Consider the following 25,639-nt stretch of genomic DNA (forward strand, 5'->3'; position numbering starts at 1 on the left):
CGAAGGGCGGCCGTGGCCGGACCTTCGGCGTCGGCCAGGCCACGGCCTGGCAACGACGACATGCCCGCCCGGCGGCGACCCCGAGATGACGGCAGCCGGGAGGGCGACTGGGGCAGTCAGCGCTTCGCCTGCTACTGCGTCCTGTGCGTGCTGGGGGCTGGGGCGGCGCAGCGGCTGGTGGTCTCGATGTCGGCGGGCCCGTTCGCGCCCACGGTGGGGGCCTCGGGCGGCGTCCATGCGCTGCCGCTGGCCTTCGGCCTGCGCTATCCGAACCGCGACATCCTGCTGCTGATCCCGCCGATCCCGATGAAGGCCAAATACTTCGTGATCGTCGTCGCCCTGTTGGAGCTGTGGTCGGGCGTCGCCGGGACCCGCCAGGGCGTCGCGCACTTGGCGCACCTGGCGGGCATGCTGGGGGGCTGGCGCTGATCCTGGCGCGGCGCCGGCGCCCATGAGCCCTCCGGCTTACTGCTTGGGCGGCTCGACGTGGCCGCCGAAGCCGAAGCGCATGGCCGAGAGCAGGCGATTGGCGTAGGTGTTCTCCTTGCGCGAGGCGAAGCGCGAGAACAGCGCGTTGGCCAGCACCGGGGTGGAGACCCCCTGCTCGACGGCGGCGTCGACGGTCCAGCGGCCTTCGCCGCTGTCGGAGACGGCCCCGCTGTAGTGGTCGAGGCGCGGGTCGCCGGCCAGCGCCTGGGCGGTGAGGTCGAGCAGCCAGGAGGAGACCACGCTGCCGCGGCGCCAGACCTCGGCCACGTCGGCCAGGTTCAGGTCGAAGCGCTGGTCTTCCGGCAGCTCCGGCGAGGCCTTGCTCTGCATCAGCTCGAAGCCCTCGGCGTAGGCCTGCATCAGGCCGTACTCGATGCCGTTGTGGACCATCTTGACGTAGTGACCGGCGCCGACCGGGCCGGCGTGGATGTAGCCGCGCTCGGCGCGTTCGTCCGGGGCGTTGCGGCCGCGGGTGCGTTCCAGGTCGCCGTAGCCGGGGGCCAGGCTGTCGAACAGCGGCTCCAGGCGGTCGAAGGTCGCGTCCTCGGCGCCGACCATCATGCAGTAGCCGCGTTCCAGGCCCCAGACGCCGCCGGAGGTACCGACGTCGACGTAGTGCAGCCCCTTCGGCTCGAGCGCCTTGGCGCGGCGGATGTCGTCCTTGTAGAAGGTGTTGCCGCCGTCGATGATGGTGTCGCCCGGCGCCATCAGCTCGGACAGGGCGTCGATGGTGGCCTCGGTCGGATCGCCGGCGGGCAGCATCACCCAGATGGCGCGCGGCGCGTCGAGGCTCGCGACCAGTGCGGCGAGGCTCTCGGCGTGGCCGATGCCGTCGTCGACGAGGGCCGTGGCGGTGGCGGCGTCCTGGTCGTAGGCGACGACTTCGTGGCCGTCGCGCACCAGGCGGCGCGCGATGTTGCCGCCCATTCGGCCGAGTCCGATGATACCGAGTTGCATGGGGATTCCTCTGACGATGATACGGGATGGGGGAGCGGGACGGCGGCAAAGCCTACCCATTGCGGCGTCGCGACGCAAAGCGGGCCATGTCGCCTGACATGGCCCGCCGAGCGTGACGCTCGCGTCTCGATGAGGGAGTGGGGGATCAGTCCCAGCTCAGGGCGCCGCCCACCTGATATTCGGTGACGCGAGTCTCGAAGAAGTTCTTCTCCTTGCGCAGGTCGATGATCTCGCTCATCCACGGGAAGGGGTTCTCGGCGCCCGGGAACTGCTCCTTGAGGCCGATCTGCGCCAGGCGACGGTTGCAGATGAAGTGCAGGTACTCCTCCATGATCGCCGCGTTCATGCCCAGCACGCCGCGGGGCATGGTGTCGCGGGCGTAGGCGATCTCCAGCTCGGTGCCCTCGAGGATCATCTGGGTGACCTCGTCCTGGAACTCGGGCGTCCACAGGTGCGGGTTCTCGATCTTGATCTGGTTGATCATGTCGACGCCGAAGTTCAGGTGCATCGACTCGTCGCGCAGGATGTACTGGAACTGCTCGGCGACGCCGGTCATCTTGTTGCGACGCCCCATGGACAGGATCTGGCTGAAGCCGCAGTAGAAGAAGATGCCCTCGGTCACGCAGTAGAAGGCGATCAGGTTGCGCAGCAGTTCCTGGTCGGTCTCCGGGGTGCCGGTGTTGAAGTCGGGGCGCGACAGCGACTGGGTGTGCTTGAGGCTCCAGGCGGACTTGGCCGAGACGGAGGGCACCTCGCGGTACATGTTGAAGACCTCGCCCTCATCCATGCCCAGCGACTCCACGCAATACTGGTAGGCGTGGGTGTGGATCGCCTCCTCGAAGGCCTGACGCAGCAGGTACTGGCGGCACTCGGGGTTGGTGATCAGGCGATAGACGGCCAGCACCAGGTTGTTGGCGACCAGCGAGTCGGCGGTGGAGAAGTAGCCCAGGCTGCGCTCGACGATGCGGCGCTCGTCCTCGGTGAGGCCGTCCGCGCTCTTCCACAGCGCGATGTCGGCGTTCATGTTCACTTCCTGGGGCATCCAGTGGTTGGCGCTGCCGTCCAGGTACTTCTGCCACGCCCACTCGTACTTGAAGGGCACCAGCTGGTTGAGGTCGGCGCGGGCGTTGATCATCCGCTTCTGCTCGACGTCGATGCGCTTGGCGCCCATCTCGAGTTCCTCGAGGCCGGGGGCCACGTCCAGCTCCTCGAGCGACTGCTTGGCGCGGGCCAGGCGGTCCTGCTCGGCGACCTCGTAGCTGCCGGCGCTGTCGCGGACTTCCTCGGCGGGGGCCTCGGCCTTGGGCGCGGGCTGCGGTGCCGGTGCCGGCTGGGGCGCTTCGGCGGTGGCGGCGTCGTCTTCGTGGAACTCGTTCCAATCGATCATCTGTGTCTCTCCCGGTGGTTGCCCGGATGGTCCGCAGGCGTTCGCATCGGAGTGAGCGGCTGCGGCGATGGTAGAAGGGGCGAAGCCGGAGGGCGGTGACCCTCCGGCTCGTGCGCTGGCGTCGGGCGCCGTCGGCTTACTGGCAGGCCTCGCAGCCGAGCTCGTCGATCTCGCCGGCCGAGGGCGCGCGGGAGCCGCCGCCGTTCTTGCCCTGCAGGAAGTCGTCGATGCCCTTCGGCTCCTGCTTGGCTTCCGGGGCGGCGGACGGCGTCGGGGCCGGTGCCGCACCGGGCGAGGCGTTGCTCACCGCGTTGAGGTTGCCGCGGTCCACGGTGGACTTCTCCACCGAGGTGGCGCCCAGGGCGCGCAGGTAGTAGGTGGTCTTGAGGCCGCGGAACCACGCCATGCGGTAGGTCACGTCCAGCTTCTTGCCGGAGACGCCCTTGATGTAGAGGTTCAGCGACTGGGCCTGGTCGAGCCACTTCTGACGACGAGAGGCGGCCTCGACCAGCCACTTGGGCTCGACCTCGAAGGCGCTGGCGTACTTGGCCTTCAGGTCGTCCGGCACGCGGTCGATGGGCTGCACGGAGCCGTCGTAGTACTTGAGGTCGTTGATCATGACCTCGTCCCACAGGCCGCGCTCCTTGAGGTCGTTGACCATGTAGGAGTTGACCACGGTGAACTCGCCGGACAGGTTCGATTTCACGAACAGGTTCTGATAGGTCGGCTCGATCGACTGCGAGACGCCGCAGATGTTCGAGATGGTCGCGGTCGGGGCGATGGCCATGACGTTGGAGTTGCGCATGCCCTGGGCGGCGACCTTGTCGCGGATGCGGTCCCAGTCCTGGGTCGTGGAGGTGTCGACCTCGATGTACTTGGCGCCGCGCTCTTCCTTCAGCTTCTCGATGGAATCGATCGGCAGCACGCCCTGGCTCCACAGCGAGCCCTCGTAGCTCTGGTAGTGCCCGCGCTCGGCGGCCAGGTCGCTGGAGGCCTCGATGGCGTGATAGCTGACCAGCTCCATGGAGCGGTCGGCGAAGGTCACGGCGTCCTCGGAGGCGTAGGCGATGTCCTGGGCGTAGAGGGCATCCTGGAAGCCCATGATGCCGAGGCCCACCGGACGGTGCTTGAAGTTCGAGTTCTTCGCCTGCGGCACCGCGTAGTAGTTGATGTCGATGACGTTATCGAGCATCCGCACCGCGGTCTTGACGGTCTGCTTCAGCTTGTCGCCGTCGAACTCGCCGTCGACCACGTGCTGGGCCAGGTTGATGGAGCCCAGGTTGCACACCGCGATCTCGTCGACCGAGGTGTTCAGGGTGATCTCGGTGCACAGGTTGGAGCTGTGGACCACGCCGGCGTGCTGCTGCGGGCTGCGCAGGTTGCACGGATCCTTGAAGGTGATCCACGGGTGGCCGGTCTCGAACAGCATCGAGAGCATCTTGCGCCACAGATCCTTGGCCTTGACGCGCTTGAACAGCTTGAGCTGGCCGTTGCGGGTCATCTCCTCGTATTCGCTGTAGCGCTTCTCGAAGGCGGCGCCGTACAGGTCGTGGAGGTCCGGGCAGGTGGCCGGCGAGAACAGGGTCCACTCCTCGTCGTCGAAGACGCGCTTCATGAACAGGTCCGGCACCCAGTTGGCGGTGTTCATGTCGTGGGTACGACGACGGTCGTCACCGGTGTTCTTGCGCAGCTCGAGGAACTCCTCGATGTCGAGGTGCCAGCTCTCGAGGTAGGCGCAGACGGCGCCCTTGCGCTTGCCGCCCTGGTTCACGGCCACGGCGGTGTCGTTGACCACCTTGAGGAACGGCACCACGCCCTGGGACTTGCCGTTGGTGCCCTTAATGTAGGAGCCCAGCGCACGCACCGGGGTCCAGTCGTTGCCGAGGCCGCCGGCCCACTTGGAGAGCAGGGCGTTGTCGCGGATGGCGCTGTAGATGCTGTCCAGGTCGTCCGGCACGGTGGTCAGGTAGCAGCTGGAGAGCTGGCTGCGCACGGTGCCCGCGTTGAACAGGGTCGGCGTGGAGGCCATGTAGTCGAAGCTGGAGAGCAGCTCGTAGAACTCGATGGCCCGCGCCTCGCGGTCGTCCTCGTTGAGCGACAGGCCCATGGCGACGCGCATGAACATCACCTGGGGCAGCTCGTAGCGGACCTCGTCACGGTGGATGAAGTAGCGGTCGTAGAGGGTCTGCAGGCCCAGGTAGGTGAACTGGGCGTCGCGGGTGTGGTCCAGGGCATCGCCCAGACGCTCGAGATCGAACTCGGCGAGCTGCGGGTCGAGCTGTTCGAACTCGATGCCCTTCTCGATGTAGGCCTGGAAGGCCGGCTTGTAGAAGTCGGCCATCTCCTGGTAGGTCGCCTCGTCGGCGATGCCCAGGAACGACAGCGCCTCGCGGCGCAGGTTGTCCTGCAGCAGGCGGGCGGTGACGTAGGTGTAGTTGGGATCCTTCTCGACCAGGGTCCGCGCGGTCATCATCAGCGCCTGGGAGACGCCGTCGGCGCTGACGCCGTCGTAGAGGTTCTTCAGCGAGTCCTCGACGATCTTCTGCGGATCGACGTTGGTGAGGTTCTCGCAGGCGTCGAAGACCAGCGTCTCGACCCGGCCCAGGTCCAGCGGGCGGGTGCTGCCGTCCGGCGCGGTGACGTTGAGCGTCGGGTGCGGCTTCTCGATGTCGGCGCCGGCCTCGGCGCGGGCACGGGCGTGCTCCTCGCGGTACAGCACGTAGGCGCGGGCGACCTTCTGCTCACCGGCGCGCATCAGGGCCAGCTCGACCTGGTCCTGGATGTCCTCGATGTGCACGGTGCCACCGTCGGGCATGCGGCGCTGGAAGGCCTGGGCGATGCTCTCGGAGGCCTGCTGGACGAGGTCGCGGACCCGCGAGGAGGTGGCGGCGTTGTCGCCCTCCACGGCGATGAAGGCCTTGCTCAGGGCCACGGCGATCTTGCCGGCATCGAAGGGCACGACATCGCCGGTGCGCTTGATGACACGCAGGGTCTGCGGTGCGGTGACGGAGACGGACGAGTGGTCCTGGGCAGCGGTGGTATCCATGGCGCCGGGGTCCCTACCTTGTCGGTTGAAGAAGGCCGCCGTGGTACGACGGTTGACAGAATCTGGAGTGGTTGCTAAGAGCACAGTATATGGTGTGCCAGCCCCAAGCGGGCACAAGATAGTGTGCTTTACCGCGATCATCAAGTGGATAACTTTGTGGATGAACTGTGGTATTTCAGGGGGTGATTGCGGGGCCCGGCGGCAGACCGCATGGTTGAGCGGCTGGCGCCGATTCACGTCGAGTATCGACGAGCGAAGGGAAGCGTTGTCGGGTATTCTTTAGCCATTGGTGGTCGGCCGGGCGCCGACGCCCTCGTTTCCCGCACGCCCATTGAGGAAGATGACGCACAAATGGACGACAGCCTGGACCCTTCCGAGCAGGATCACGTACTGATCATCGAGGATGATGAGCGCCTGGCCGAGTTGACCCGCGATTACCTGGAGGCCAACGGCTTCCGCGTGACCCTCGAGCCCGACGGGGCCAACGGCGTCGATCGGATCCTCGCCCTGCTGCCCGACCTGGTGGTCCTCGACCTGATGCTGCCCGGCGAGGACGGCCTCTCGATCTGCCGCCGGGTGCGCTCCGAGTATCCCGGGCCGATCCTGATGCTCACCGCCCGCACCGATGACATGGATCAGGTGCTGGGCCTGGAGATGGGTGCCGACGACTACGTGGCCAAGCCGGTGCAGCCGCGGGTGCTCTTGGCGCGCATGCGGGCGCTGCTGCGGCGCCGCGAGAGCGGCGTGGTCGGCGAGGAGCCCCGCCTGGCCTTCGGCCCGCTGGAGATCGACAACTCGACCCGCGAGGCCTTCCTCGCCGGCGAGCGCGTCGACCTGACCAGCGCCGAGTTCGACCTGCTGTGGCTGCTGGCCAGCAACGCCGGCCGGGTGCTGACCCGCGAGGAGATCTTCTCCCAGCTGCGCGGCATCAAGTACGACGGTCAGGATCGCTCCATCGACGTGCGGGTCTCGCGGATTCGCCCCAAGATCGGTGATGATCCCAACCAGCCGCAGCGGATCAAGACCGTGCGCAGCAAGGGCTACCTGTTCGTCAAGGACGGCTGATGGCGTCCTTCCGCCTGCTGCCCCGTGCCCTCTCCGACAGCACCTTCCTGCGCGTCTACGTGCTGCTGGCGCTGGCGCTGGTGATGAGCTTCGCCCTGGCGCTGCTGGCCATCACCGTGGTCGACAAGGTGCGCCGCCAGCACTACCAGGAGCAGCTCGCCGAGGCGCCGATGACGCTGTTCAGTGCCCAGCTCGAGGCGCTCGCTCCCGAGCGGCGTGATGCCTGGCTGCGCGAGCAGAGCGCGCGGCTCGGCATCGAGCTGTCCCTGCATGACATTACCCAGGGGCCGCACGGCTACTTCGAGCGGGCGCGGCTCGAGAGCGGCCAGACCCTGGTGCGCCAGACCGAGGACATGGGCTGGCTGCTGCACCGCCGGCTGGACGACGAGCCGCTGCTGTTGCGGATGGAGCTGGCCTCGCTGGGCGAACATCAGCTGATGGGCCTGGCCCGTCAGCTTGGCCAGTGGCTGCTGGCGGTGCCGCCGGAGCGGCGCTCGACGCGGCTCGACCGGCTGCGCAGCGGCGTGATCCAGCTGAGCCTCACCGACACCCCGCCCGAGGGGCTGGCGCCGGCGCGGCTGGTCACGCTGAACGATGCCGAGGTGGTGGTGCGCCTGCTGCCCCAGCGCTGGGCGATGTCGCTCTATCTCCAGCTGCCGGGCGAACAGGGCGCCACCCAGTGGGTCGAGGTCGGCCCGCTCAATGCCTTCGAGCCGCTGCCGGCCTCGCTGCTGCTGCTGCTGTTGCTGATGCTGCTGGGCCTGCTGGCGGTGATCATCTATCTGATCGTGCGCGGCGTCGAGGCCCGCATGGCGCGACTCGAGCTCGCCGCCACGCGCATCGCCGCCGGGCGCCTGGACACCCGGGTCAAGGTCGAGGGCAACGACTTCCTGAGCCGGCTGGGCATGGCGCTGAACGGCATGGCCGCCCAGGTGCAGTCGCTGCTGCGCGGCCAGCAGGACATGATCCGGGCAGTGTCCCACGAGCTGCGCACCCCGGTGGCGCGTATCCGCTTCGCCGTGCAGATGGTCGAGGACATGACCGACGAGCCGGGCGTGCGGCGTCACCTGCAGGGCATCGACGCCGACATCACCGAGCTCGACGACCTGGTCGACGAGATCCTCACCTACGCGCGCCTGGGCAGCGAGACGGCCAACGGCGTGCCCATGGAGACCTCGCTGGTGGAGTGCCGGGCCATGGCCGAGCGCGTCATCGAGGCGCTGCACCCCCTGCACGGCCATCTGAGCCTCGGCCTGCTGCCGGGGGACGAGGTGGAGGCGGCGGCGGAGTCGCGCTATCTGCAGCGGGCGCTGCAGAACCTGGTGGCCAACGCCTGCCGCCACGCCCGCAGCCGGGTGGCGATCCGCATCCACGGCGAGCCGCGGCTGGTGCGCATCGACGTCGAGGACGACGGCCCCGGCGTGCCGGTGGCCAAGCGCAGCGAGATCTTCAAGCCCTTCGCGCGGCTCGACGACAGCCGCGCCCGCCACTCGGGCGGCTACGGCCTGGGGCTGTCGATCGTGCAGAAGGTCATGGCCTGGCACGGCGGCAGCGTGATGGTGGACGCCAGCCCCATGCTCGGCGGGGCGCGCTTCACGCTGCTGCTGCCCCAGCGCGCCGCCGCTCGCGACGGCTGAGGTTCGCGGTTCAGGCCGGCTTGATGCCGGTCAGCACCGAGAACGACGTTTCCCGGGCGGTACGCAGGAAATCCTCCATCCAGGGCGCGTCGCGTGTCTCCTCGCGGATCGCCGCGAACAGCGTGCTCCACACCCCGTGCTCGCCCAGCGGCACGGCCTTGACGTAGTCCCGCTCCAGATACTCGGTCAGCGCCCAGTTGGGCAGCGCACAGACGCCCCGCCCGCTGGCCACCAGCTGCATCATCATGATCGTCAGTTCGGCGGTGCGCACCTCGCGCGGCCGGCAGCCGGCCGGATCGAGGAACTGGGTGAAGACGTCCAGCATGGTGTGCTCCACCGGATAGGTGATCAGCGTCTCGTCGGCCAGGTCCTCCGGCACCGCGAACGGCCTGCCGGCCAGGCGGTGCTGGCGGGCCACGGCCAGCAGCCCCTCGTAGCGGAACAGCGGCTCGTAGTGGACGCCGGGCAGCGGTTGCGGATCGGCGGTGATCACCAGATCGAGTTGCTCGCGGGCCAGGGCCGGCAGCGGATCGAAGTGATGGCCGCCGGGAATGTCGATCTCGACCTCGGGCCAGTGGTCGCGGAAGTGGTCGACGGTGGGCATCAGCCACTGGAAGCAGCTGTGGCACTCGATGGCCATGTGCAGCCGGCCCTGTTCGTTGCCGGCCAGCCGCGCCAGGTCGCGCTCCGCCATGCGCACCTGGGGCAGCACCTGCTCGGCCAGCGCCAGCAGCCGCAGCCCGGCGCGGGTGAACTCCACCGGCCGGGTCTTGCGCAGGAACAGCGGGTTGCCCAGCCGCTCCTCCAGGTCCTTGATCTGGTGGGAGAGGGCGGACTGGGTCAGGTGCACCCGCTCGGCGGCTTCGACCAGGGAGCCGGCATCGCGCAGGGCGATGAGCGTGCGGAGGTGGCGGAGTTCGAGCATGATTCTGAGCTAACTTCATGATGATGAAGAGCAAGTTTAGTTTTATTCAGTCGTTCGGGCCAGCCGGATTCCGTTTCCGTCGCCGGGAACGGCGCGCGCCCGGCGTCGCGCCACTCCCGGCCGGTGGCTGGTATGCTGGCAGCGCTGGAGTTTCGTCGCACAAGGAGTCATTGCCATGCCCCGTCTCTCGTCCTGCCGGGTTGCCCTGCCGCTGCTGATGTCGCTGGGCCTGTCCGGCTGCATCACCTACGTCAACTCGCCGGCCACCGAGCCGGCCCCCGAACCCGCTCCCACGGTGTCCGCGGCCGATGATGCCGCCGACGCCGGCGATGCCGCCGCGCCCAAGGCGCCGCTGCTGCCCTCGACGCTGTTTCCCGGCGAGGCCGACGAGCTGGTCGGCTGGCGCTGCACGCCGGCCCAGGACCTGGTGACCGCCGAAGGCGAGGACGAGCTGCGGCTGTGGTCGGCCCTCGGGGCCAACCGGCTCACGCCGTCCGTGGTGGCCAGCGGCAGCCGCTATCAGAACGGCGGGCTGAGCGTGTGGCTGAAGGGCGATGAGTCGCTGGTCGAGAGCCAGCGGGGGCGGCTGGACTGCCGGCGCGACATCACCCTCGATGCCCTGACCCGCGAGGGCCATCCGGGCGTGATGTTCCACGGCCGCGGCAACGAGCCGGGCTGGCACGTGGAGCTGGCCAACGACGTGCCCGAGCTCGACCTGACCCTGGACTACGGCGAGCGCGAGCTGACGCTGCCCTATCGGGTGACCACCCTCGACAACGGCGCCGGCCGGGTGATCCTGGCCAGCGGCCAGGCGGCGCGGCCCTTCACGCTGCGCATCGAGGCCAAGGCCTGCTTCGACGACATGAGCGGCCAGCCCTGGCCGGCCCGGGTGACCCTGTCGCTCAACGGCGAGACCTATCGGGGCTGCGGGCAGGGAATCGCGCCCTAGGGGCGCTTCATTATTCGATATGGTCGAACGATAGCTGTGGTTTTTCCCGCTTATCGTGGTCAGAAACGAATATATAATGGCGATCATTCTTCCGCTCACGAAGCTCTAAGGAGATCGCCATGACCCGCGTCCTCGTCCTGACCTCTTCCATCCTCGGCGGCAATTCCCAGGCGCTGGCCGATCACTTCAGCGCCCTGGCCGGCGAGCGCGACGGGGTGGAGATCACCCGCCGCGATCTGGTGGCCGACGAGCTGCCGCATCTGGGGCTGGCCGAGCTTTCCAGCTGGCAGGTGGCGCCGGAAGCGCGCGACGCCGAACAGCGCCAGCTGGCGGCCCGCTCCGACGCCCTGATCGAGGAGCTGCTGGCCCATGACGTGGTGGTGCTCGGCGTGCCGCTCTACAATCTCGGCCTGCCAACCCAGATGAAGGCCTGGTTCGATCGCGTGCTGCGCGCCGGCGTGACCTTCCGCTACACCGAGAACGGCCCGGTGGGCCTGATCGAGGGCAAGCGGGCCATCCTGCTGGCGGCGCGCGGCGGCGAGTATGCCGGCTCCGAGCTCGACAGCCAGACCCCGCACCTCACCCACATGCTGGGCCTGATGGGCATCGGCGAGGTGGATACCGTGTTCGCCGAGGGCCTGAACATGGGCGAGACCAAGCACGACGCGGCCATGAGCGAGGCCCGCCAGGCCATCGCCGGGCTGGTCGAGCGCCTCTGAGCCGGCGCTGGTGCCGACTTAAGCATCATCGTAGAACGCAGCAGGGCGACCCTCGGGTCGCCCTGTTAGCGTTACGGGGCGGCCGGTCAGCAGCTGGCGGATGTCGACAGCCGCCAGCGCGGCTCGACGAACTGACCGACGCACAGCAGCGACTCGGTGGAGAGGATTCGCGTGCCCAGCCGCCTCAGCGCCGTGTTGCGATCCTGGCCCGGGGCCTCGCCCTGGCGTGGCGCCTCGAGGCGGTAGGTCGCGTCGAGTGGCCGCCAGCCGTCGTCGCTGCGCTCGGCGAGGGCGAAGTGGAAGACATGGAAGCCCGGGAAGCCCAGCCGCAGGTCGGTGGCCACCAGGGTGGCGGGATGCTGGCGCTCGTCGACCTCGTAGCGCAGGAAGGGGCCGGCGAACCAGTCCAGGCGCCGCCCGCTGGCGTCGTCCAGGGCGATCGCCTCCCATTCGGCGCCGCGGGAGAAGCTTTCCAGCCGGGGCGGCCGGTCGCCGTCGAAGACGCTCACCAGGGTCTCGTGGTAGCGATCCTCCTCGGCCACGCTGACGCGCCACAGCAGGATGTTGAAGGGCGTGGGCTGGATCAGTCGCGGGGCGTCATCGAGGCCCTGCGCGGCGAGCACCGGTTCGACGCGCTGCTCGACCAGGGTGCGGGCGCCCAGCGACAGCACGATGTACAGGCAGGACAGCGCCAGCCCCCAGCGGGTGGCGGTGACCCGGCCGCCGAACAGCGCGATCAGCACCCCGGCCAGCAGCGGCAGCGAGTACAGCGGGTCGATGATGAACAGCAGCGGGTAGGCCGCCGGGCGCACGTCCAGCGGCCACCAGAGCTGGGTGCCGTAGGTGGTCAGCGCATCCAGCAGCGGATGGGTGAGCAGGCACAGGCCGAAGAAGGCCAGCCAGCGGCCCGGGGAAATGTCCCTCGCCCTGGCGACGCGGGCCGACAGCCCGGCGAGCACGACCGAGAGCCCGGCCAGCACGAACAGCGAGTGGCTGAAGCCGCGATGCTGGGTGACGTCGGCGACCGCGTCGCCGTAGTCGATGGCCACGTCCAGGTCGGGCAGGGTGCCCAGGGCGGCGCCGATCAGCACCGCCTTGCGGCCCAGCCGTCGGCCCAGTACGGTGCCGCCGATCGCCGCGCCCAGCGCGGCCTGTGTCAGGGAGTCCATGGGCGGGAGAGTCCTCGGGTCGTCGTGGTGTCAGGGGTGGAGTGGAGGGGCGCGCCGGGCTAGGCATCGCCCCGGGCCCAGGCGGGGCCGGCGGCGAGGACGCGGGCCTGGACCGGGCAGTCGTCGCGATGGGCGCCGGGCAGGTAGCCGCTGCTCATCAGGAACTCGCCGACGATCTCGGGGCCGGTGAAGCGGAAGGTGCGCTTGAACAGCCGGACCCAGTCGGCGTGGGGGCGTGGATGATGCGCCTCCAGCCAGCCCCGGAAGCTGCCGTGCTCGGCGCGCAGCGTCTGGATCACGCCGGCGTTGTGGATCACGGCATCGACCTTGAGGCGATTGCGGATGATGCCGGCGTCGGCCAGCAGTCGGGCACGCTCTTCCTCACCGTAGGCGGCCACGCGGTCGACGGCGAAGCCCTCGAAGGCCGCCTGGAAGGCGTCGCGCTTCTTGAGCACCGTCAGCCAGGACAGGCCCGCCTGGTTGATCTCCAGGGCCAGACGCTCGAACAGCGTGTCGTCATCGGCGACGGGGAACCCGTACTCGTGGTCGTGATAGGGCCCGTGAAACGGATGGCCGGGGGCCAGGTCACAGTAGTGGCTCATGACACCTGCTCGTCACTGAAGGAATCGGGGGTGATGCGTCAGGATGCCCCCATTGCCCAGACTTGTGAAACCCGAACGAACCGTGAACAGGGAGAGAGACATGCAATATCTGCACACCATGGTCCGCGTCAGCGACCTGGACGCCTCGCTGCACTTCTACTGTGACCTGCTGGGGCTCCAGGAAGTGCGCCGCAAGGAGAACGAGAAGGGCCGTTTCACCCTGGTGTTCCTCGCCGCCCCGGCGGACGAGTCGCGCTCCACGGAGCTGCAGGCGCCGGAGCTCGAGCTGACCTGGAACTGGGACCCGGAGACCTACACCGGCGGCCGCAACTTCGGCCACCTGGCCTATCGCGTGGACGATATCTACGCGCTGTGCGAGCACCTCCAGGCCAACGGCGTGACCATCAACCGTCCGCCCCGCGACGGCCACATGGCCTTCGTGAAGAGCCCCGACGGCATCTCCGTGGAGCTGCTGCAGGCCGGCGAGCCCCAGGCACCGAAGGAGCCCTGGGCGTCCATGGAGAACACCGGCAGCTGGTGAGCGGCCGCCGGCCTGTCCTGCGGTAATGACAACGCCGCCGACGGGAAGCCGTCGGCGGCGTTGTCGTTCGAGATGCCCGGGCGCGCTCAGTCGGGCTTGATCGCCATGCGTCCGCTGCCGAGCAAGACCAGCGCCAGGGCGCCGACGAAGAACATGCCCTGGAGCTCGAGCTGCCAGCCGCCGCTGTCGTTGAGCATGAACAGCTGACCGGTGTGGGCCAGCAGCACGGCGACCAGCATGTTGCCGGCGATCAACAGGCCGGCGAGCCGGGTCTGCCAGCCGAGGATGGCCATCACCGGGGCGACGATCTCGCCGATCAGCACGCCGTAGGCCAGCACGGCGGGCAGCCCGTAGCCCTCCAGCAGGCCGCCGATCCAGTCGAACGAGCCCGGGGTGAGCAGCTTCGAGATGCCGTGAAGCAGGATCAGGCCGCCCACGGCGAGCCGCAGCAGCAGCTTGCCGAGGGGATCGTTGTGCAGGGCGTTGAGCATGGACCTCTCCGTGTCGATGGGATCATGGCAAGCATTGTCCGAAGGGCTAGCCTGGGGCAAGCTTGGGTGCGTTTCCACCCCTGCTTTCCACCCCCTGCCACGATCAAGGATGAGCCACATGATCGCCACGCTACGCCTCGCCCTGCCGCTGCTGCTGGTCGCCCTGATGGCCGGCTGTGCCTCCGGCCCCGCACCGGTCAGCCAGCCCGGCGACACTGTTTCCGGCCCGGTGGTCGGCCCGCGCTGGAACCTGCTGCTGGTGGGCACCAGCGACCGCCTCGAGATGCCGGCCACGCCCTGGTTCCAGGTCGCGGCGGACGGCAGCGTCACCGGCAGCGACGGCTGCAACCGCTTCACCGGCAGCGTCGCGCTGGACGCGAAGAACCGCGTCGAGTTCTCCTCGCTGACCTCGACCCGCCGCGCCTGCCCGAACATGGCCGGCGCCCGCCAGGTCACCGAGATGCTGGACGAGGCCTATCGCTACCTGATCGATCACGACCGGCTGGTGTTCTTCGGCCCCGACCAGCATGTGCTGGGCGGCTTCCGCCGCGCCAACTGACGCGGTCGAGAGCGCCGATACGCGAAGGGCCCGCCTGATTCAGGCGGGCCCTTCGCGTTGCACAGGATGGCGGGCCTAGAGCGCGGCGATCTTGTCGCGCTGTTCCACCAGCACCTGGCGGGCGGCGGCGAAGTCCGCGAGCTTGTCGCGCTCCTTCTGCACCACCGCCTCGGGGGCCTTGGCCACGAAGCTGTCGTTGCCGAGCTTCTTCTCGATGCCGCCGATCAGCTTGTCCTGCTTCTCGATCTCCTTGGCCAGGCGCGCGAGCTCCGCGTCCTTGTCGATCAGCCCGGCCATGGGCACCAGCACCTCCATCTCGCCGACCAGCTGGGTGGCCGACAGCGGCGCCTGCTCGGGATCGTCGAGCCAGGTGACGCGCTCGAGCTTGGCCAGCTTGGAGAGGAACCGCCGGTTGGCCTCCAGGCGCGCGCTGTCGCCCGCGGTGCCCTTGGTCAGCAGCGCCTCCAGCGGCTTGCCCGGGGCGATGTTCATCTCGGCGCGGATGTTGCGGATGGCCACGATCACGCCCTTGAGCCACTCGATGTCGCGGGTGGCGTCCTCGTCGATCAGCGCCTCGTCGGCCTGCGGCCACGGCTGGGTCATCACCGACGGACCCTCGACGCCGGCCAGCGGGGCCACGCGCTGCCAGATCTCCTCGCTGATGTAGGGCATCATCGGGTGGGCCAGGCGCAGCACGGCCTCGAGCACGCGCACCAGGGTGCGGCGGGTGCCGCGCTTGGCGGCCTCGGAGGCGCCGTCGTCCCACAGCACCGGCTTGGAGAGCTCGAGGTACCAGTCGCAGTACTCGTTCCAGACGAAGTCGTAGAGCGCCTGGGAAGCGTGGTCGAAGCGGAACTCCTCCATCGCCCTGGTGACCTGGGCCTCGGTCTTCTGCAGCTGGGAGACGATCCAGCGGTCGGCCAGCGACAGCTCGAGCTCGCCGCCGGCGGCGCCGCAGTCCTCGCCCTCGGCGTTCATCAGCACGTAGCGCGAGGCGTTCCACAGCTTGTTGCAGAAGTTGCGGTAGCCGTCGAGGCGGCCCATGTCGAACTTGATGTCGCGGCCGGTGGTGGCCTGGGACAGGAAGGTGTAGCGCAGGGCGTCGGTGCCGTGGGGCTCGATGCCCTCCGGGAACTCGCCGCGGGTGGCCTTGGCGATGGCCTTGGCCTTCTGCGGCTGCATCATGTTGCCGGTGCGTTTCTCGACCAGGGCGTCCAGGTCGATGCCGTCGATCAGGTCGATCGGGTCGAGCACGTTGCCTTTGGACTTGGACATCTTCTGGCCCTGGCCGTCGCGCACCAGGCCGTGCACGTAGACCTGCTTGAAGGGCACCTCGCCGGTGAACTTCAGGGTCATCATGATCATCCGGGCGACCCAGAAGAAGATGATGTCGAAGCCGGTGACCAGCACGCTGGACGGGTGGAAGGTCGCGAGCTCCGGCGTCTGCTCGGGCCAGCCCAGGGTGCCGAAGGTCCACAGCCCGGAGCTGAACCAGGTATCGAGCACGTCGTCGTCCTGGGTCAGCTCGAGGTCGGCGGGAAGATCATGCTTGGCGCGGGCCTCCTCGGCGCTGCGGGCCACATAGACGTTGCCCTCGGCGTCGTACCAGGCCGGGATGCGGTGGCCCCACCACAGCTGGCGCGAGATGCACCAGTCCTGCAGGTCGCGCATCCAGGCGAAGTACATGTTCTCGTAGTTCTTCGGCACGAACTCGATGTCGCCGTTCTCCACCGCGGCGATGGCCGGCTTGGCCAGCTCCTCGACGGCGACGAACCACTGATCCGTCAGCAGCGGCTCGATGACGTCGCCGGAGCGGTCCCCGTAGGGCAGGGTGTTGCTGACGGTCTCGACCCGCTCGAGCAGGCCGGCGGCGTCCATGTCGGCGACGATGCGCTCGCGGGCCTCGAAGCGGCCGAGGCCCGAGTAGGCGGCGGGCAGCGAGGTGTCGATGTCGGCCAGCGGCCTGCCCTGAAGGTCGAACGCCTCGGCGGCCTCGAGCACGGCGGCGTCCTTGGAGAAGACGTTGATCAGCGGCAGGTTCTGGCGCTTGCCGATCTCGTAGTCGTTGAAGTCGTGGGCCGGGGTGATCTTCACGCACCCGGAGCCCTTCTCCATGTCGGCGTGCTCATCGGCCACCACCGGGATGCGGCGGCCGACCAGCGGCAGCTCGACGAACTTGCCGACCAGCGAGGCGTAGCGCGGGTCTTCCGGGTTGACCGCCACGGCGCTGTCGCCGAGCAGGGTCTCGGGGCGGGTGGTGGCGACGACCAGGTAGCCGAGGCCCGCGTCGGTGGTCACGCCGTCGGCCAGCGGGTAGCGGAAGTGCCAGAACTGGCCCTGCTGGTCCTTGTTCTCGACCTCGAGGTCGGAGATCGCGGTGTGCAGGGTCGGGTCCCAGTTGACCAGCCGCTTGCCGCGGTAGATCAGGTCCTCTTCATAGAGGCGCACGAAGACTTCCTGCACGGCCTTGTAGAAGCCGTCGTCCATGGTGAAGCGCTCGCGGGACCAGTCGACGCTGGCGCCCATGCGGCGCAGCTGGCGGGTAATGTGGCCGCCGGACTCCTGCTTCCACTCCCAGATCTTGTCGGTGAAGGCCTCGCGGCCCAGATCGTGGCGGCTCTTGCCTTCCTCGGCCGCGACCTTGCGCTCCACCAGCATCTGGGTGGCGATGCCGGCGTGGTCGGTGCCCACCTGCCACAGGGTGTTGCGCCCCTGCATGCGCCGCCAGCGCGTCAGGGTGTCCATGATGGTGTCCTGGAAGGCATGGCCCATGTGCAGGCTGCCGGTGACGTTGGGCGGCGGGATCATGATGGAGAACGGCTCGCCCTCGCCTGCGGGGGCGAAGCGGTTGTCGGCTTCCCAGCGCTCGTACCAGCGGGATTCGATCTGCTCGGGTTGGTAGGTCTTGTCCATGGGGTCTTCCGGGTCGAAGGAGGTGGCGACGACGCGGCACGGCGGGCCCGTCGGGCCGGCCGTGCGGGACGCGAAAAATGGGGTCGATTATAGCCCGAGGGGCCGGGCGGCGTCATGGGCGGCCGACGGGCTTCTCGGAGTAGTGAGGGGCGCCGGGGCATCCATTCCGGGGACAGGGCGTAGCGAGGGTTATCCGCCATGGGTGAGGCGGACCCCGCTGAACGGGCTGTCCAGGGACGGACAGCACCGGTCCTGCAAGCGAAGCAGGAAGCGAAAGCGCCGCAGGGCGGATGTAGCGTCCATGGAGGGATTCATAGCGCCTCGCGAAGGCCTGTCGCCGGAAGCACTCCGGCTCGAGTCGTGGTGCCGGTCGAACTCAGGCCCCGGCGCGCAGATGGTGCGGCGTGACCGGATAGCCGCGCTTCTTGTAGGTCTGCCAGCAGCGTCGCTTGGCGGTCAGCACCGCCTGGTGCTGGTTGATGATCTCGGCGACCCGCTCGAAGCGCGAGAACCACTCGGGAATCTCCGGGTGCAGGTTGAGCATCGCCTGCACGCCGGCGTCGCCGGGCGGCGGTTCCTGCCAGCCGAGGGTCACCGGCACGCTGTCGGCCTGCTCGCTGCCGAGCAGCGCATGGGGCAGATAGGCGTCGGGCCGGAAGGTCCACAGGGTGTCGTCCAGCTCCCGGGCCATGGCCTCGTCCTCGGCGTGCAGGTGCAGCCGGTAGCCCTTGCGGGCGATGGTCTCGGCCAGCCGGCAGGCGAACGCCAGCCGCGCTTCCAGGGTGGTCTCGGGGAGGATATAGAAATCGATGCGGGTCATGGTTCCTCGTTACACGCCGCCATCGACGTCGATGATCGAGCCGGTGGAGAACTCGCTGCCGATCAGCCACAGGATGGCCGAGGCGATCTCTTCGGGCTCTCCGATGCGGCCCAGCGGGATGCGCTGGCCGGCGGTGTCGACCTTGCCCGCATTGTCGGCGCTGGCGTGGATCGTGGTGCGGATCACGCCGGGGCGAACGGCGTTGACGCGAATGCCTTCGCCGGCGACCTCGCGCGCCAGACCGCGGGTCAGGCTGTCGACGGCGCCCTTGGACGCGGCGTAATCGACGTACTCGTCGGGCCCGCCCAGGCGGGCGGCCACCGACGACACGTTGACGATGGCGCCGCCGTTGCCGCCGCGGCGAGTCGACATGCGTTTCACCGCCTCCCGGGCACAGATCATCGGCCCCGCGACGTTGATGCGCATCATGCGCTCGACGCGGTCGAAGTCCATGTCCTCGACGCGGCAGTTGACGTCCACCACGCCGGCGTTGTTGACCAGCACGTCCAGGCGGCCAAGCTCGGCATCGACGGCGGCGAACAGCCCTCGGATGCCGTCCTCGCTGGCGACATCGGCCTGGGCGGCGATGGCCTGGCCGCCCGCCTCGCGGATGGCGTCGACCACGTCCTCGGCGGCCCGATGATCGCGCAGATAGTTGACCACCACCGTATACCCCCGGCGAGCCGCCAGCCGCGCGGTGGCCGCGCCGATGCCGCGGCCGGCACCGGTGATCAGCATCACGGGATTCATGCGATGTCTCCTGCGGGAAGGGGCGGATTCCCCGGGCGAAGGCCCGGGGAGGGAGGCTTACACCAGGCGGGTCAGCCAGCCGTACTTGTCCTCGCTGCGGCCGTACTGCAGGTCCAGCAGGCGGGTGCGCAGGCGCTTGGCGATCTCGTTGTCGCCCTCGGCGGTCAGGCGGATGGTGTCGTCCTCGGTCACCAGCTCGCCCACCGGGGTGATCACGGCGGCGGTGCCGCAGGCGAAGACCTCGACGATCTCGCCGCTGGCCGCGCCCTCGCGCCACTCGTCGATGCTGATCGGGCGCTCTTCCGGGGTCAGGCCCTCGTCGCGCGCCAGGGTCAGCACCGAGTCGCGGGTCACGCCCTCGAGGATGGTGTCGGTCAGGCGCGGGGTGACGATGCGGCCGTCGCGGTAGACGAAGAACAGGTTCATGCCGCCCAGTTCCTCGATCCACTTGTTCTCGGCGGCGTCGAGGAAGGCGACCTGGCTGCACTCGTGGTCGGCGGCTTCCTTCTGGGCGGCCAGGGAGGCGGCGTAGTTGCCGCCGCACTTGGCGAAGCCGGTGCCGCCGGGGGCGGCGCGTTTGTAGTGCGAGGACAGCCAGATCGACACCGGCTTGATGCCGCCCTTGAAGTAGGCCGCGGCCGGCGAGGCGATGACGTAGTAGTCGACCTCGTGGGACGGGCGCACGCCGAGGAAGGTCTCGCTGGCGATCATGAACGGGCGCAGGTAGAGGCTCGACTCGTCGGCCTCGCTGGCGGGGGTCGGCACCCAGTCGTGGTCCTGGGCCAGCAGCCCCTTGAGCGAGTCGATGAAGTCCTCGTCGGAGAGCTCCGGCAGGGCCAGGCGACGCGCGCTGCGACGGAAGCGCTCGGCGTTCTTCTCGGGGCGGAAGGTCCACACCGAGCCGTCGGCATGGCGGTAGGCCTTCACGCCTTCGAAGATTTCCTGGCCGTAGTGCAGCACCGCGGCGGCCGGGTCCAGGGTCAGCGGACCGTAGGGGCGTACCTCATGGCCGTGCCAGCCGGCGTCGACGGTCCAGCGGACGTGGGCCATGTGATCGGTGAAGTAGCGCCCGAAGCCGGGGTCGCTCAGGATCTCCTCACGGATCGGGGTCGCCGTGGCATCGGCGGTGGGCAGCATGGAAAAACGTTCGGTGGACACGGCTTGGTCTCCGCTTCTCTCGGGGCGCGGCCGGCGCCCCGGCAGGCTGAACAGGGTGACCGGGCGAGAGGCCGCCCGGTCAAGGAATGTCGACATTCACATGAAAAGATCGCCACGCCCAAAAGGCAAGCCCGGGCGTGGCGGCGGCGCTCAGGCCTCGCCGTCGGCTTCGACCTGGCCCTCGGCCTCGCGGTCCAGCAGATACTGGGTCAGCAGGCTGACCGGGCGGCCGGTGGCGCCCTTCTGCGCGCCGGAGTTCCAGGCGGTGCCGGCGATGTCCAGGTGCGCCCAGGGGAACTTGTCGGCGAAGCGCGAGAGGAAGCAGCCGGCGGTGATGGTGCCCGCCGGGCGGCCGCCGATGTTGGCCAGGTCGGCGAAGTTGGAGTCCAGCTGCTCCTGGTACTCGTCCCACAGCGGCAGGTGCCAGGCGCGGTCCCACGAGGTCTCGCCGGCGTCGAGCAGGTCCAGCGCCAGGTCGTCGTCGTTGGCCATCAGGCCGGTGGCGTGGTGGCCCAGGGCGATGATGGCGGCACCGGTGAGGGTGGCGATGTCGACCACGCTGGCAGGCTCGAAACGCTCGGCGTAGGTCAGGGCGTCGCACAGCACCAGGCGGCCCTCGGCGTCGGTGTTGAGCACTTCCACCGACAGGCCCTTGAGGGTCTTGATGATGTCGCCGGGCTTGGTGGCGCGGCCGCTGGGCATGTTCTCGGCGCTGGCGACGATGGCCACCAGGTTGATCTTCGGCCGTACGGCGAGCACCGAGGTGACGGCGCCGAACACGCTGGCGGCGCCGCACATGTCGAACTTCATCTCGTCCATGCCGGCGCCGGGCTTCAGCGAGATGCCGCCGGAGTCGAAGGTGATGCCCTTGCCGACCAGCACGTGGGGCGCCTCGTCGGGGTCCTCGGCGCCCTGGTACTTCATCACGATCAGGCGCGAGGGCTCGTCGCTGCCGTGGCCCACGGAGAGCAGCGAGTGGGCGCCCAGCGCCTCCAGCGCTTCCTCGTCGAGGATCTCGGCGCTCAGCGCGCCGCCGGAGCCGGCGGCCAGCTGCTCGGCGCGTTCGGCCAGGTAGCGCGGCGTGCAGACGTTGCCGGGCAGGTTGCCCAGGGTGCGGGCGGCGTTGATGCCCTGGCCGATGCCGTCGCCGACCCGGGCGCCCTCGCGGGCCGCCTCGGCGTCGTCGCCCTCGCTGACCAGCAGGGACACGCGCTCGAGCTTCGGCGCCGGGCCGGGCTCGGACTTGAATTCGGTGAAGCGATAGACCGCGCGGTGGGCGGCCTCGGCGACCGTGCGCGCCTTCCAGCCGCTGTCGCGGTCGGGGACCGGCACGTCGGTGAAGGTCACCGCGGCGTCGTCGGCGGGCAGCGTCGCCAGGGCGGTGAAGGCCGCGTCCACGGCCTTGCGGAAGGCGCCTTCCTGGCACTTGTCACGGCTTCCCAGGCCGACCAGCAGCAGGCGGTCGGCGTTCAGCCCGGGGGCGAAGGGAACCATCTGCACGTTGCCCAGCTTGGCGTCGAAGTCGTCGCGCTCGATCAGCTGGCCGATCAGCCGCTCGCTGGCATCGTCGAGCTTGGCGGCGGCGGGCAGCAGGTCGCCATCCTTGAACACCGGTACCACGAGGCAGGCCGTCTCGACCTTGGCGGGATTGGCCGTCTGAACTGGGAATTCCATGGTGTCTCCACAAGACAAGCGGTGGGGGATTCTGGATAATGCCGGCATATTGCCGAGTCGTCCCAGTGTACCCCAGGAGCCTGCCGGACTTCACACCGATCTGTGGCGCCCGACACTCCCCCGGGCCCGCGTCTCATTGCATGGAAGAGGGCCGGGCCGGACGGACCCGGACCGGGAGACAACCTTGATCATATTCCGCTATCTGACCCGCGAGATCCTGCAGACCATGGCCGCCGTGGCCGGGGTGCTGCTGCTGGTGATCATGGGCAGCCGCTTCATCCGCTACTTCGCCAACGCGGCGGACGGCGAGATCCCGCTGAACATCCTCGGCACCCTGATGCTGTTCCACCTGCCGGGCTTCCTCGAACTGATCCTGCCGCTGGCCTTCTTTCTTGGCATCCTGCTGGCCTATGGTCAGCTCTACCTGAACAGCGAGATCACCGTGCTGGTGGCCTGCGGCACCAGTCCCAACAAGCTGCTGCAGGTGAGCCTGATACCGGCCACCGTGGTGGCGGTGATGGTGGGGCTGTGTAGCCTGTGGCTGAGCCCGGCCGGCGCGCTGCACAACGAGGTGATGCTCGAGAAGCAGCGCAGCCAGCTGGACTTCTCGGTGCTGAATCCGGGGCGTTTCCAGGACTTCGGCGACGGCCGCACCGCCTATACCGAGGCGCTGACCGATGACGAGAGCCGCATGGACGAGGTCTTCATCAGCGAGCGCCAGCGCCGCTCCGACGGCACTCCCGGCACCGTGGTGACCCGCGCCACCGGCGGCTACCAGGCCGTCGACGAGGACACCGGCAGCCGCTATCTGGTGCTGACCGACGGCGAGCGCTACAGCGTCGATCCCGGCCGGGCCCTGGCCGAGCGGCTGGAGTTCGGCACCTACGCGGTGCGGCTGTCCCGGGACGAGCAAAGCCTCGACCTCGACGAGCCCGAGTTCGCCTCCACCCCGGCGCTGTTCGCCGCCGATTCGCTGCCCGCCGCGGCCCAGCTGCAGTGGCGTCTGGGGCTGCCGCTGATGGTCTTCATCCTGACCCTGATGGCGATGCCTCTGTCGCGGGTCAATCCGCGCCAGGGGCGCTTCGCCAAGCTGCTGCCGGCGATCTTCCTCTATGTGGCCTACCTGAGCCTGCTGCTGGCGTCGCTGGATGCCATCGGTCGCGGCGGCTGGCCGGCCTGGCTCGGCATGTGGCCGATCCACGGCGCCTTCCTGGCCATCGGCCTGGTGATGACGCTGCAGGCGCAACGCAAGGGAGTGAGCGGATGATCGCCGACCGTCTCGACCGTTACATCGCCCGCCAGATCCTCGGCGCGATCCTGGTGGTGCAGGTGGTGCTGCTGGGCCTCGACCTGGTGATCACCTACATCAACGACCTGGGCGACGTGGAGGGCGACTACGGCGCCCTGCAGGTGCTCTTCTACCTGGTCTTCCGGCTGCCCTGGCGCTTCTATCAGTACGCCCCGGTGGGGGTGCTGATCGGTGCACTGATCGGGCTCGGCGGCATGGCCTCGAGCAACGAGCTCACCGTGATGCGCGCGTCCGGGCGTTCGCTGGTGCGTATCCTGTGGGGGGTGATGAAGCCGATCATCCTGGTGATCGCGGTGGTGCTGTTCGTCGCCGAGTTCGTCAGCCCCAGGACCGAGCAGTTCGCCAGCGCCTGGCGCCTCGAGCAGATGCAGGGCGAGGGCGCGGTGCTGACCGAGAGCGGCGGCTGGCAGCGCGAGGGCGACGACTTCTACCGCTTCGGGGCGATCCGCGCCGACGAGGTGGTGCTGGACCTGACCCGCTACCGCTTCGAGGGCCAGCGGCTGCGCGAGGCGCTCAGCGCCCGCCGGGCGGTGTGGCAGGGCGACGGCTGGGAGCTCCAGGACGTCGACGAGACCCGCTTCGTCGACGGTCGCACCGAGACCTCTCACCAGGCGACCCGGGCCTGGGAGACCGACCTGACGCCCCAGTCCCTCGACCGCCTGCTGCGCGACGTGGAGACCCAGGCGCCCAGCGAGCTGTGGGCCTACGCCCGCGATCTGCAGTCGCAGGGGCAGGACGCCACCCAGCCGCTGATCTACTTCTGGCAGAAGATGCTGATGCCGCTGACCATGGCCTCGCTGGTGCTGGTGGCGGCGTCGTTCGTGTTCGGCCCGCTGCGCACCGTGGCCGCCGGCACCCGGGTGTTCTACGGCGTGGTCACCGGGCTGGTGTTCAAGTACCTGCAGGACCTGCTGGGCCCGGCCTCCACGCTGTTCGGCTTCTCCCCGGCCTGGGCCGTGCTGGTGCCGACGCTGCTCTGCGCCGGCCTGGGCCTCTACCTGCTGCGTCGCACCGGCTGACCCGGAGGCCCCATGTCGCGCCGCTTCGATCGCCTCGACGATGTCTGGCCCGCCGGCCTCGGCCGGCGGCTCGGCGCCATGCTCTACGATGCGCTGCTGGTGCTGGCGCTGTGGATCGTGATCGGTGCCGCCCACGTGGCGGTCAGCCGCCTGCTGTGGGGCATTCCCCCCGAGCGGATCGGGCTCGGCGCCGGCCAGGTGTGGTCGCTGCGCGTCCTGCTGGCGATCGCCGCGCTGGCCTTCTTCACCTACTTCTGGACCCGCGGCGGCATGACGCTGGGCATGCAGGCCTGGCGGCTGCGGGTGCAGACCCTCGACGGCCACGCCATCGACCGCCGCCAGAGCCTGGTGCGCTGCCTGGTCGGCGCGCTCGGCTGGCTGCCGCTGGGGCTCGGCCACCTCTGGGTGCTGTTCGACGGCGAACGGCGCAGCTGGTCGGACCTGGCGTCCGGCACCCGGCTGGTGGTGCTTCCGGGGCGGCGATGACGTCCCCTGAGACGACTCGGGTGAGAATCGTCATCCTCTATGCTTGCGATAGCCCATGCGAATCATTTACATTCGGCTCATGATCGACGCGAGGTGATGTATGTACGTATGTCTGTGCAAGGGTGTGAGTGACAAGGCGATCCGCCGCAGTGTGGAAGAGGGCGCGCGCAGCTGGCGCGAGGTCCAGCGCGAGACGGGTTGCGGCACCCAGTGCGGCAAGTGCGCCTGCATGGGCAAGGCCATCACCCGCGAGACGATCAAGGAAGCGATGAGCATGGCCACCGAAGGGCTCGCCTACGCCGTTTGATGGCAATCGCTATCGTTTCTCTTGGCGTTTTCAACGTTCTGATTTATTTGAGTTTTTCCCGATATCACCTAGACTGTCCGTCACCTGTGGCGGTGCGATGACGCGCGTGCCAAGCTGAAGGACGACCCCGACGACAGCAATGAGGTGGTGTCATGAAAGGCGACAAGAAGGTTCTCGAGTACCTCAATACCGCGCTCGGCAATGAGCTGGTGGCGATCAACCAGTACTACCTGCACGCCAAGATGTACCAGGACTGGGGACTGGCGGCGCTCGGCAAGTTCGAGTACGAAGAATCCATCGAGGAGATGAAGCACGCCGACAAGCTGATCGAGCGGATCCTGTTCCTCGAGGGCGTGCCCAATCTGCAGGACTACGGCAAGCTGCTGATCGGCGAGGACACCAGGGAAATGCTCGAGTGCGACCTCAAGCTCGAGCACCAGGGCCGCAAGGACTACATCGAGGCGATCGCCTACTGCGAGTCGGTGCAGGACTACGTCACCCGCGACCTGCTGCGCGACATCCTCGCCGACGAGGAAGAGCACATCGACAAGCTCGAGACCGAGCTCTCGCTGATCGACAAGGTCGGCATCGAGAACTACCTGCAGAAGCAGATGCACGACGCGGAATAACAAGCCGCTTGATGGGGCAGGGGCGAATATGAGCGAGG

Annotated in this window: 24 protein-coding genes; 12 read left to right on the forward strand and 12 right to left on the reverse strand. The window is 68.8% G+C overall.

From position 1 onward, the window contains the following. The first annotated feature begins 12 nt into the window (after window positions 1–12). Window positions 13–429, forward strand: a complete 417-nt coding sequence (locus FIU88_RS01770; protein ID WP_152477961.1) for a rhomboid family intramembrane serine protease — start codon at window positions 13–15, stop codon at window positions 427–429. 36 nt (window positions 430–465) lie between these two features. Here FIU88_RS01770 and gnd read toward each other — a convergent pair whose 3' ends face one another. The 3 genes from gnd to FIU88_RS01785 form a co-directional block, all read right to left on the reverse strand. Continuing rightward, complete coding sequence (gnd, locus tag FIU88_RS01775; protein WP_016855223.1) at window positions 466–1,446, reverse strand: phosphogluconate dehydrogenase (NAD(+)-dependent, decarboxylating); 981 nt, start codon at window positions 1,444–1,446, stop codon at window positions 466–468. A gap of 145 nt (window positions 1,447–1,591) precedes the next feature. Beyond that, window positions 1,592–2,833 (reverse strand): ribonucleotide-diphosphate reductase subunit beta, encoded by a 1,242-nt coding sequence (locus tag FIU88_RS01780; protein WP_152477962.1) that lies wholly within the window; start codon window positions 2,831–2,833, stop codon window positions 1,592–1,594. A 136-nt stretch (window positions 2,834–2,969) separates the two neighbouring features. Beyond that, entirely contained in the window at window positions 2,970–5,879 is a 2,910-nt protein-coding gene (locus tag FIU88_RS01785) for a ribonucleoside-diphosphate reductase subunit alpha (RefSeq protein WP_016855221.1), read from the reverse strand. A 351-nt stretch (window positions 5,880–6,230) separates the two neighbouring features. Here FIU88_RS01785 and FIU88_RS01790 point away from each other — a divergent pair, with 351 nt between their 5' ends. Next, window positions 6,231–6,944: a winged helix-turn-helix domain-containing protein gene (locus FIU88_RS01790; protein WP_152477963.1), complete on the forward strand. Its 714-nt coding sequence runs from the start codon at window positions 6,231–6,233 to the stop codon at window positions 6,942–6,944. Next, window positions 6,944–8,581, forward strand: coding sequence for an ATP-binding protein (locus FIU88_RS01795; RefSeq protein ID WP_152477964.1), 1,638 nt, complete (start codon window positions 6,944–6,946; stop codon window positions 8,579–8,581). Before FIU88_RS01790 ends, FIU88_RS01795 begins: the two co-directional genes overlap by 1 nt. A gap of 10 nt (window positions 8,582–8,591) precedes the next feature. On the opposite strand, the gene FIU88_RS01800 is transcribed toward FIU88_RS01795, so the two are convergent. Continuing rightward, the gene (locus FIU88_RS01800; RefSeq protein ID WP_016855218.1) at window positions 8,592–9,506 is read right to left on the reverse strand and encodes a LysR family transcriptional regulator; all 915 of its coding nucleotides are present in this window, start codon (window positions 9,504–9,506) and stop codon (window positions 8,592–8,594) included. A gap of 175 nt (window positions 9,507–9,681) precedes the next feature. On the opposite strand from FIU88_RS01800, the gene FIU88_RS01805 reads away from it, so the two are divergent. Together FIU88_RS01805 and FIU88_RS01810 are read left to right on the forward strand one after the other, a co-directional pair. Next, a complete protein-coding gene (locus tag FIU88_RS01805) occupies window positions 9,682–10,455 on the forward strand; it encodes a COG3650 family protein (RefSeq protein WP_152477965.1) in 774 nt (257 codons plus the stop codon). A 119-nt stretch (window positions 10,456–10,574) separates the two neighbouring features. Next, the gene (locus FIU88_RS01810; protein ID WP_152477966.1) at window positions 10,575–11,174 is read left to right on the forward strand and encodes an FMN-dependent NADH-azoreductase; all 600 of its coding nucleotides are present in this window, start codon (window positions 10,575–10,577) and stop codon (window positions 11,172–11,174) included. Window positions 11,175–11,260: 86 nt separating this feature from the next. On the opposite strand, the gene FIU88_RS01815 is transcribed toward FIU88_RS01810, so the two are convergent. Continuing rightward, window positions 11,261–12,343 carry a metal-dependent hydrolase gene (locus tag FIU88_RS01815; protein WP_152477967.1) on the reverse strand — a complete coding sequence of 361 codons (1,083 nt, stop codon included), beginning with the start codon at window positions 12,341–12,343 and terminating at the stop codon, window positions 11,261–11,263. A 59-nt stretch (window positions 12,344–12,402) separates the two neighbouring features. Further along, a complete protein-coding gene (locus FIU88_RS01820) occupies window positions 12,403–12,945 on the reverse strand; it encodes a DNA-3-methyladenine glycosylase I (RefSeq protein ID WP_016855214.1) in 543 nt (180 codons plus the stop codon). A 100-nt stretch (window positions 12,946–13,045) separates the two neighbouring features. Between FIU88_RS01820 and FIU88_RS01825 the strand changes: the two genes are divergently transcribed. Further along, window positions 13,046–13,486 (forward strand): VOC family protein, encoded by a 441-nt coding sequence (locus tag FIU88_RS01825; RefSeq protein ID WP_016855213.1) that lies wholly within the window; start codon window positions 13,046–13,048, stop codon window positions 13,484–13,486. An 86-nt stretch (window positions 13,487–13,572) separates the two neighbouring features. Here FIU88_RS01825 and FIU88_RS01830 read toward each other — a convergent pair whose 3' ends face one another. Next, window positions 13,573–13,977: a DoxX family protein gene (locus FIU88_RS01830; RefSeq protein WP_152477968.1), complete on the reverse strand. Its 405-nt coding sequence runs from the start codon at window positions 13,975–13,977 to the stop codon at window positions 13,573–13,575. A 118-nt stretch (window positions 13,978–14,095) separates the two neighbouring features. Between FIU88_RS01830 and FIU88_RS01835 the strand changes: the two genes are divergently transcribed. Next, window positions 14,096–14,536, forward strand: a complete 441-nt coding sequence (locus FIU88_RS01835) for an META domain-containing protein (protein ID WP_016855204.1) — start codon at window positions 14,096–14,098, stop codon at window positions 14,534–14,536. Window positions 14,537–14,611: 75 nt separating this feature from the next. Here the strand turns inward: FIU88_RS01835 and FIU88_RS01840 are convergent, their stop codons facing one another. From FIU88_RS01840 to FIU88_RS01860, 5 genes are all read right to left on the reverse strand, one after another. Beyond that, window positions 14,612–17,449 carry a valine--tRNA ligase gene (locus FIU88_RS01840; protein WP_152477969.1) on the reverse strand — a complete coding sequence of 946 codons (2,838 nt, stop codon included), beginning with the start codon at window positions 17,447–17,449 and terminating at the stop codon, window positions 14,612–14,614. 376 nt (window positions 17,450–17,825) lie between these two features. Then, complete coding sequence (locus FIU88_RS01845; protein WP_016855202.1) at window positions 17,826–18,269, reverse strand: DNA polymerase III subunit chi; 444 nt, start codon at window positions 18,267–18,269, stop codon at window positions 17,826–17,828. Window positions 18,270–18,278: 9 nt separating this feature from the next. Further along, window positions 18,279–19,019 carry an SDR family oxidoreductase gene (locus FIU88_RS01850; RefSeq protein ID WP_152477970.1) on the reverse strand — a complete coding sequence of 247 codons (741 nt, stop codon included), beginning with the start codon at window positions 19,017–19,019 and terminating at the stop codon, window positions 18,279–18,281. Between the two features lie 57 nt (window positions 19,020–19,076). Then, window positions 19,077–20,156 (reverse strand): branched-chain amino acid aminotransferase, encoded by a 1,080-nt coding sequence (locus tag FIU88_RS01855; protein ID WP_016855200.1) that lies wholly within the window; start codon window positions 20,154–20,156, stop codon window positions 19,077–19,079. A gap of 171 nt (window positions 20,157–20,327) precedes the next feature. Continuing rightward, on the reverse strand, window positions 20,328–21,851 hold the full coding sequence (locus FIU88_RS01860) for a leucyl aminopeptidase (RefSeq protein ID WP_152477971.1): 1,524 nt from the start codon (window positions 21,849–21,851) through the stop codon (window positions 20,328–20,330). A 184-nt stretch (window positions 21,852–22,035) separates the two neighbouring features. Between FIU88_RS01860 and lptF the strand changes: the two genes are divergently transcribed. The 5 genes from lptF to bfr all read left to right on the forward strand — a co-directional run bounded on the left by lptF (window position 22,036) and on the right by bfr (window position 25,601). Continuing rightward, window positions 22,036–23,118 (forward strand): LPS export ABC transporter permease LptF, encoded by a 1,083-nt coding sequence (lptF, locus tag FIU88_RS01865; RefSeq protein WP_152477972.1) that lies wholly within the window; start codon window positions 22,036–22,038, stop codon window positions 23,116–23,118. Beyond that, window positions 23,115–24,179 (forward strand): LPS export ABC transporter permease LptG, encoded by a 1,065-nt coding sequence (gene lptG / locus FIU88_RS01870; RefSeq protein ID WP_016855197.1) that lies wholly within the window; start codon window positions 23,115–23,117, stop codon window positions 24,177–24,179. The genes lptF and lptG overlap by 4 nt, the downstream gene beginning before the upstream one ends. 12 nt (window positions 24,180–24,191) lie before the next feature. Continuing rightward, complete coding sequence (locus tag FIU88_RS01875) at window positions 24,192–24,665, forward strand: RDD family protein (RefSeq protein ID WP_152477973.1); 474 nt, start codon at window positions 24,192–24,194, stop codon at window positions 24,663–24,665. A gap of 100 nt (window positions 24,666–24,765) precedes the next feature. Continuing rightward, window positions 24,766–24,972, forward strand: a complete 207-nt coding sequence (locus FIU88_RS01880; RefSeq protein WP_016855195.1) for a (2Fe-2S)-binding protein — start codon at window positions 24,766–24,768, stop codon at window positions 24,970–24,972. Between the two features lie 152 nt (window positions 24,973–25,124). Further along, window positions 25,125–25,601 (forward strand): bacterioferritin, encoded by a 477-nt coding sequence (gene bfr, locus FIU88_RS01885; protein ID WP_016855194.1) that lies wholly within the window; start codon window positions 25,125–25,127, stop codon window positions 25,599–25,601. The last annotated feature ends 38 nt before the right edge of the window (window positions 25,602–25,639 follow it).

The sequence above is a fragment of the Halomonas sp. THAF12 genome, assembly GCF_009363675.1.
In the GTDB taxonomy this organism is placed as follows: Bacteria; Pseudomonadota; Gammaproteobacteria; order Pseudomonadales; family Halomonadaceae; genus Halomonas; species Halomonas smyrnensis.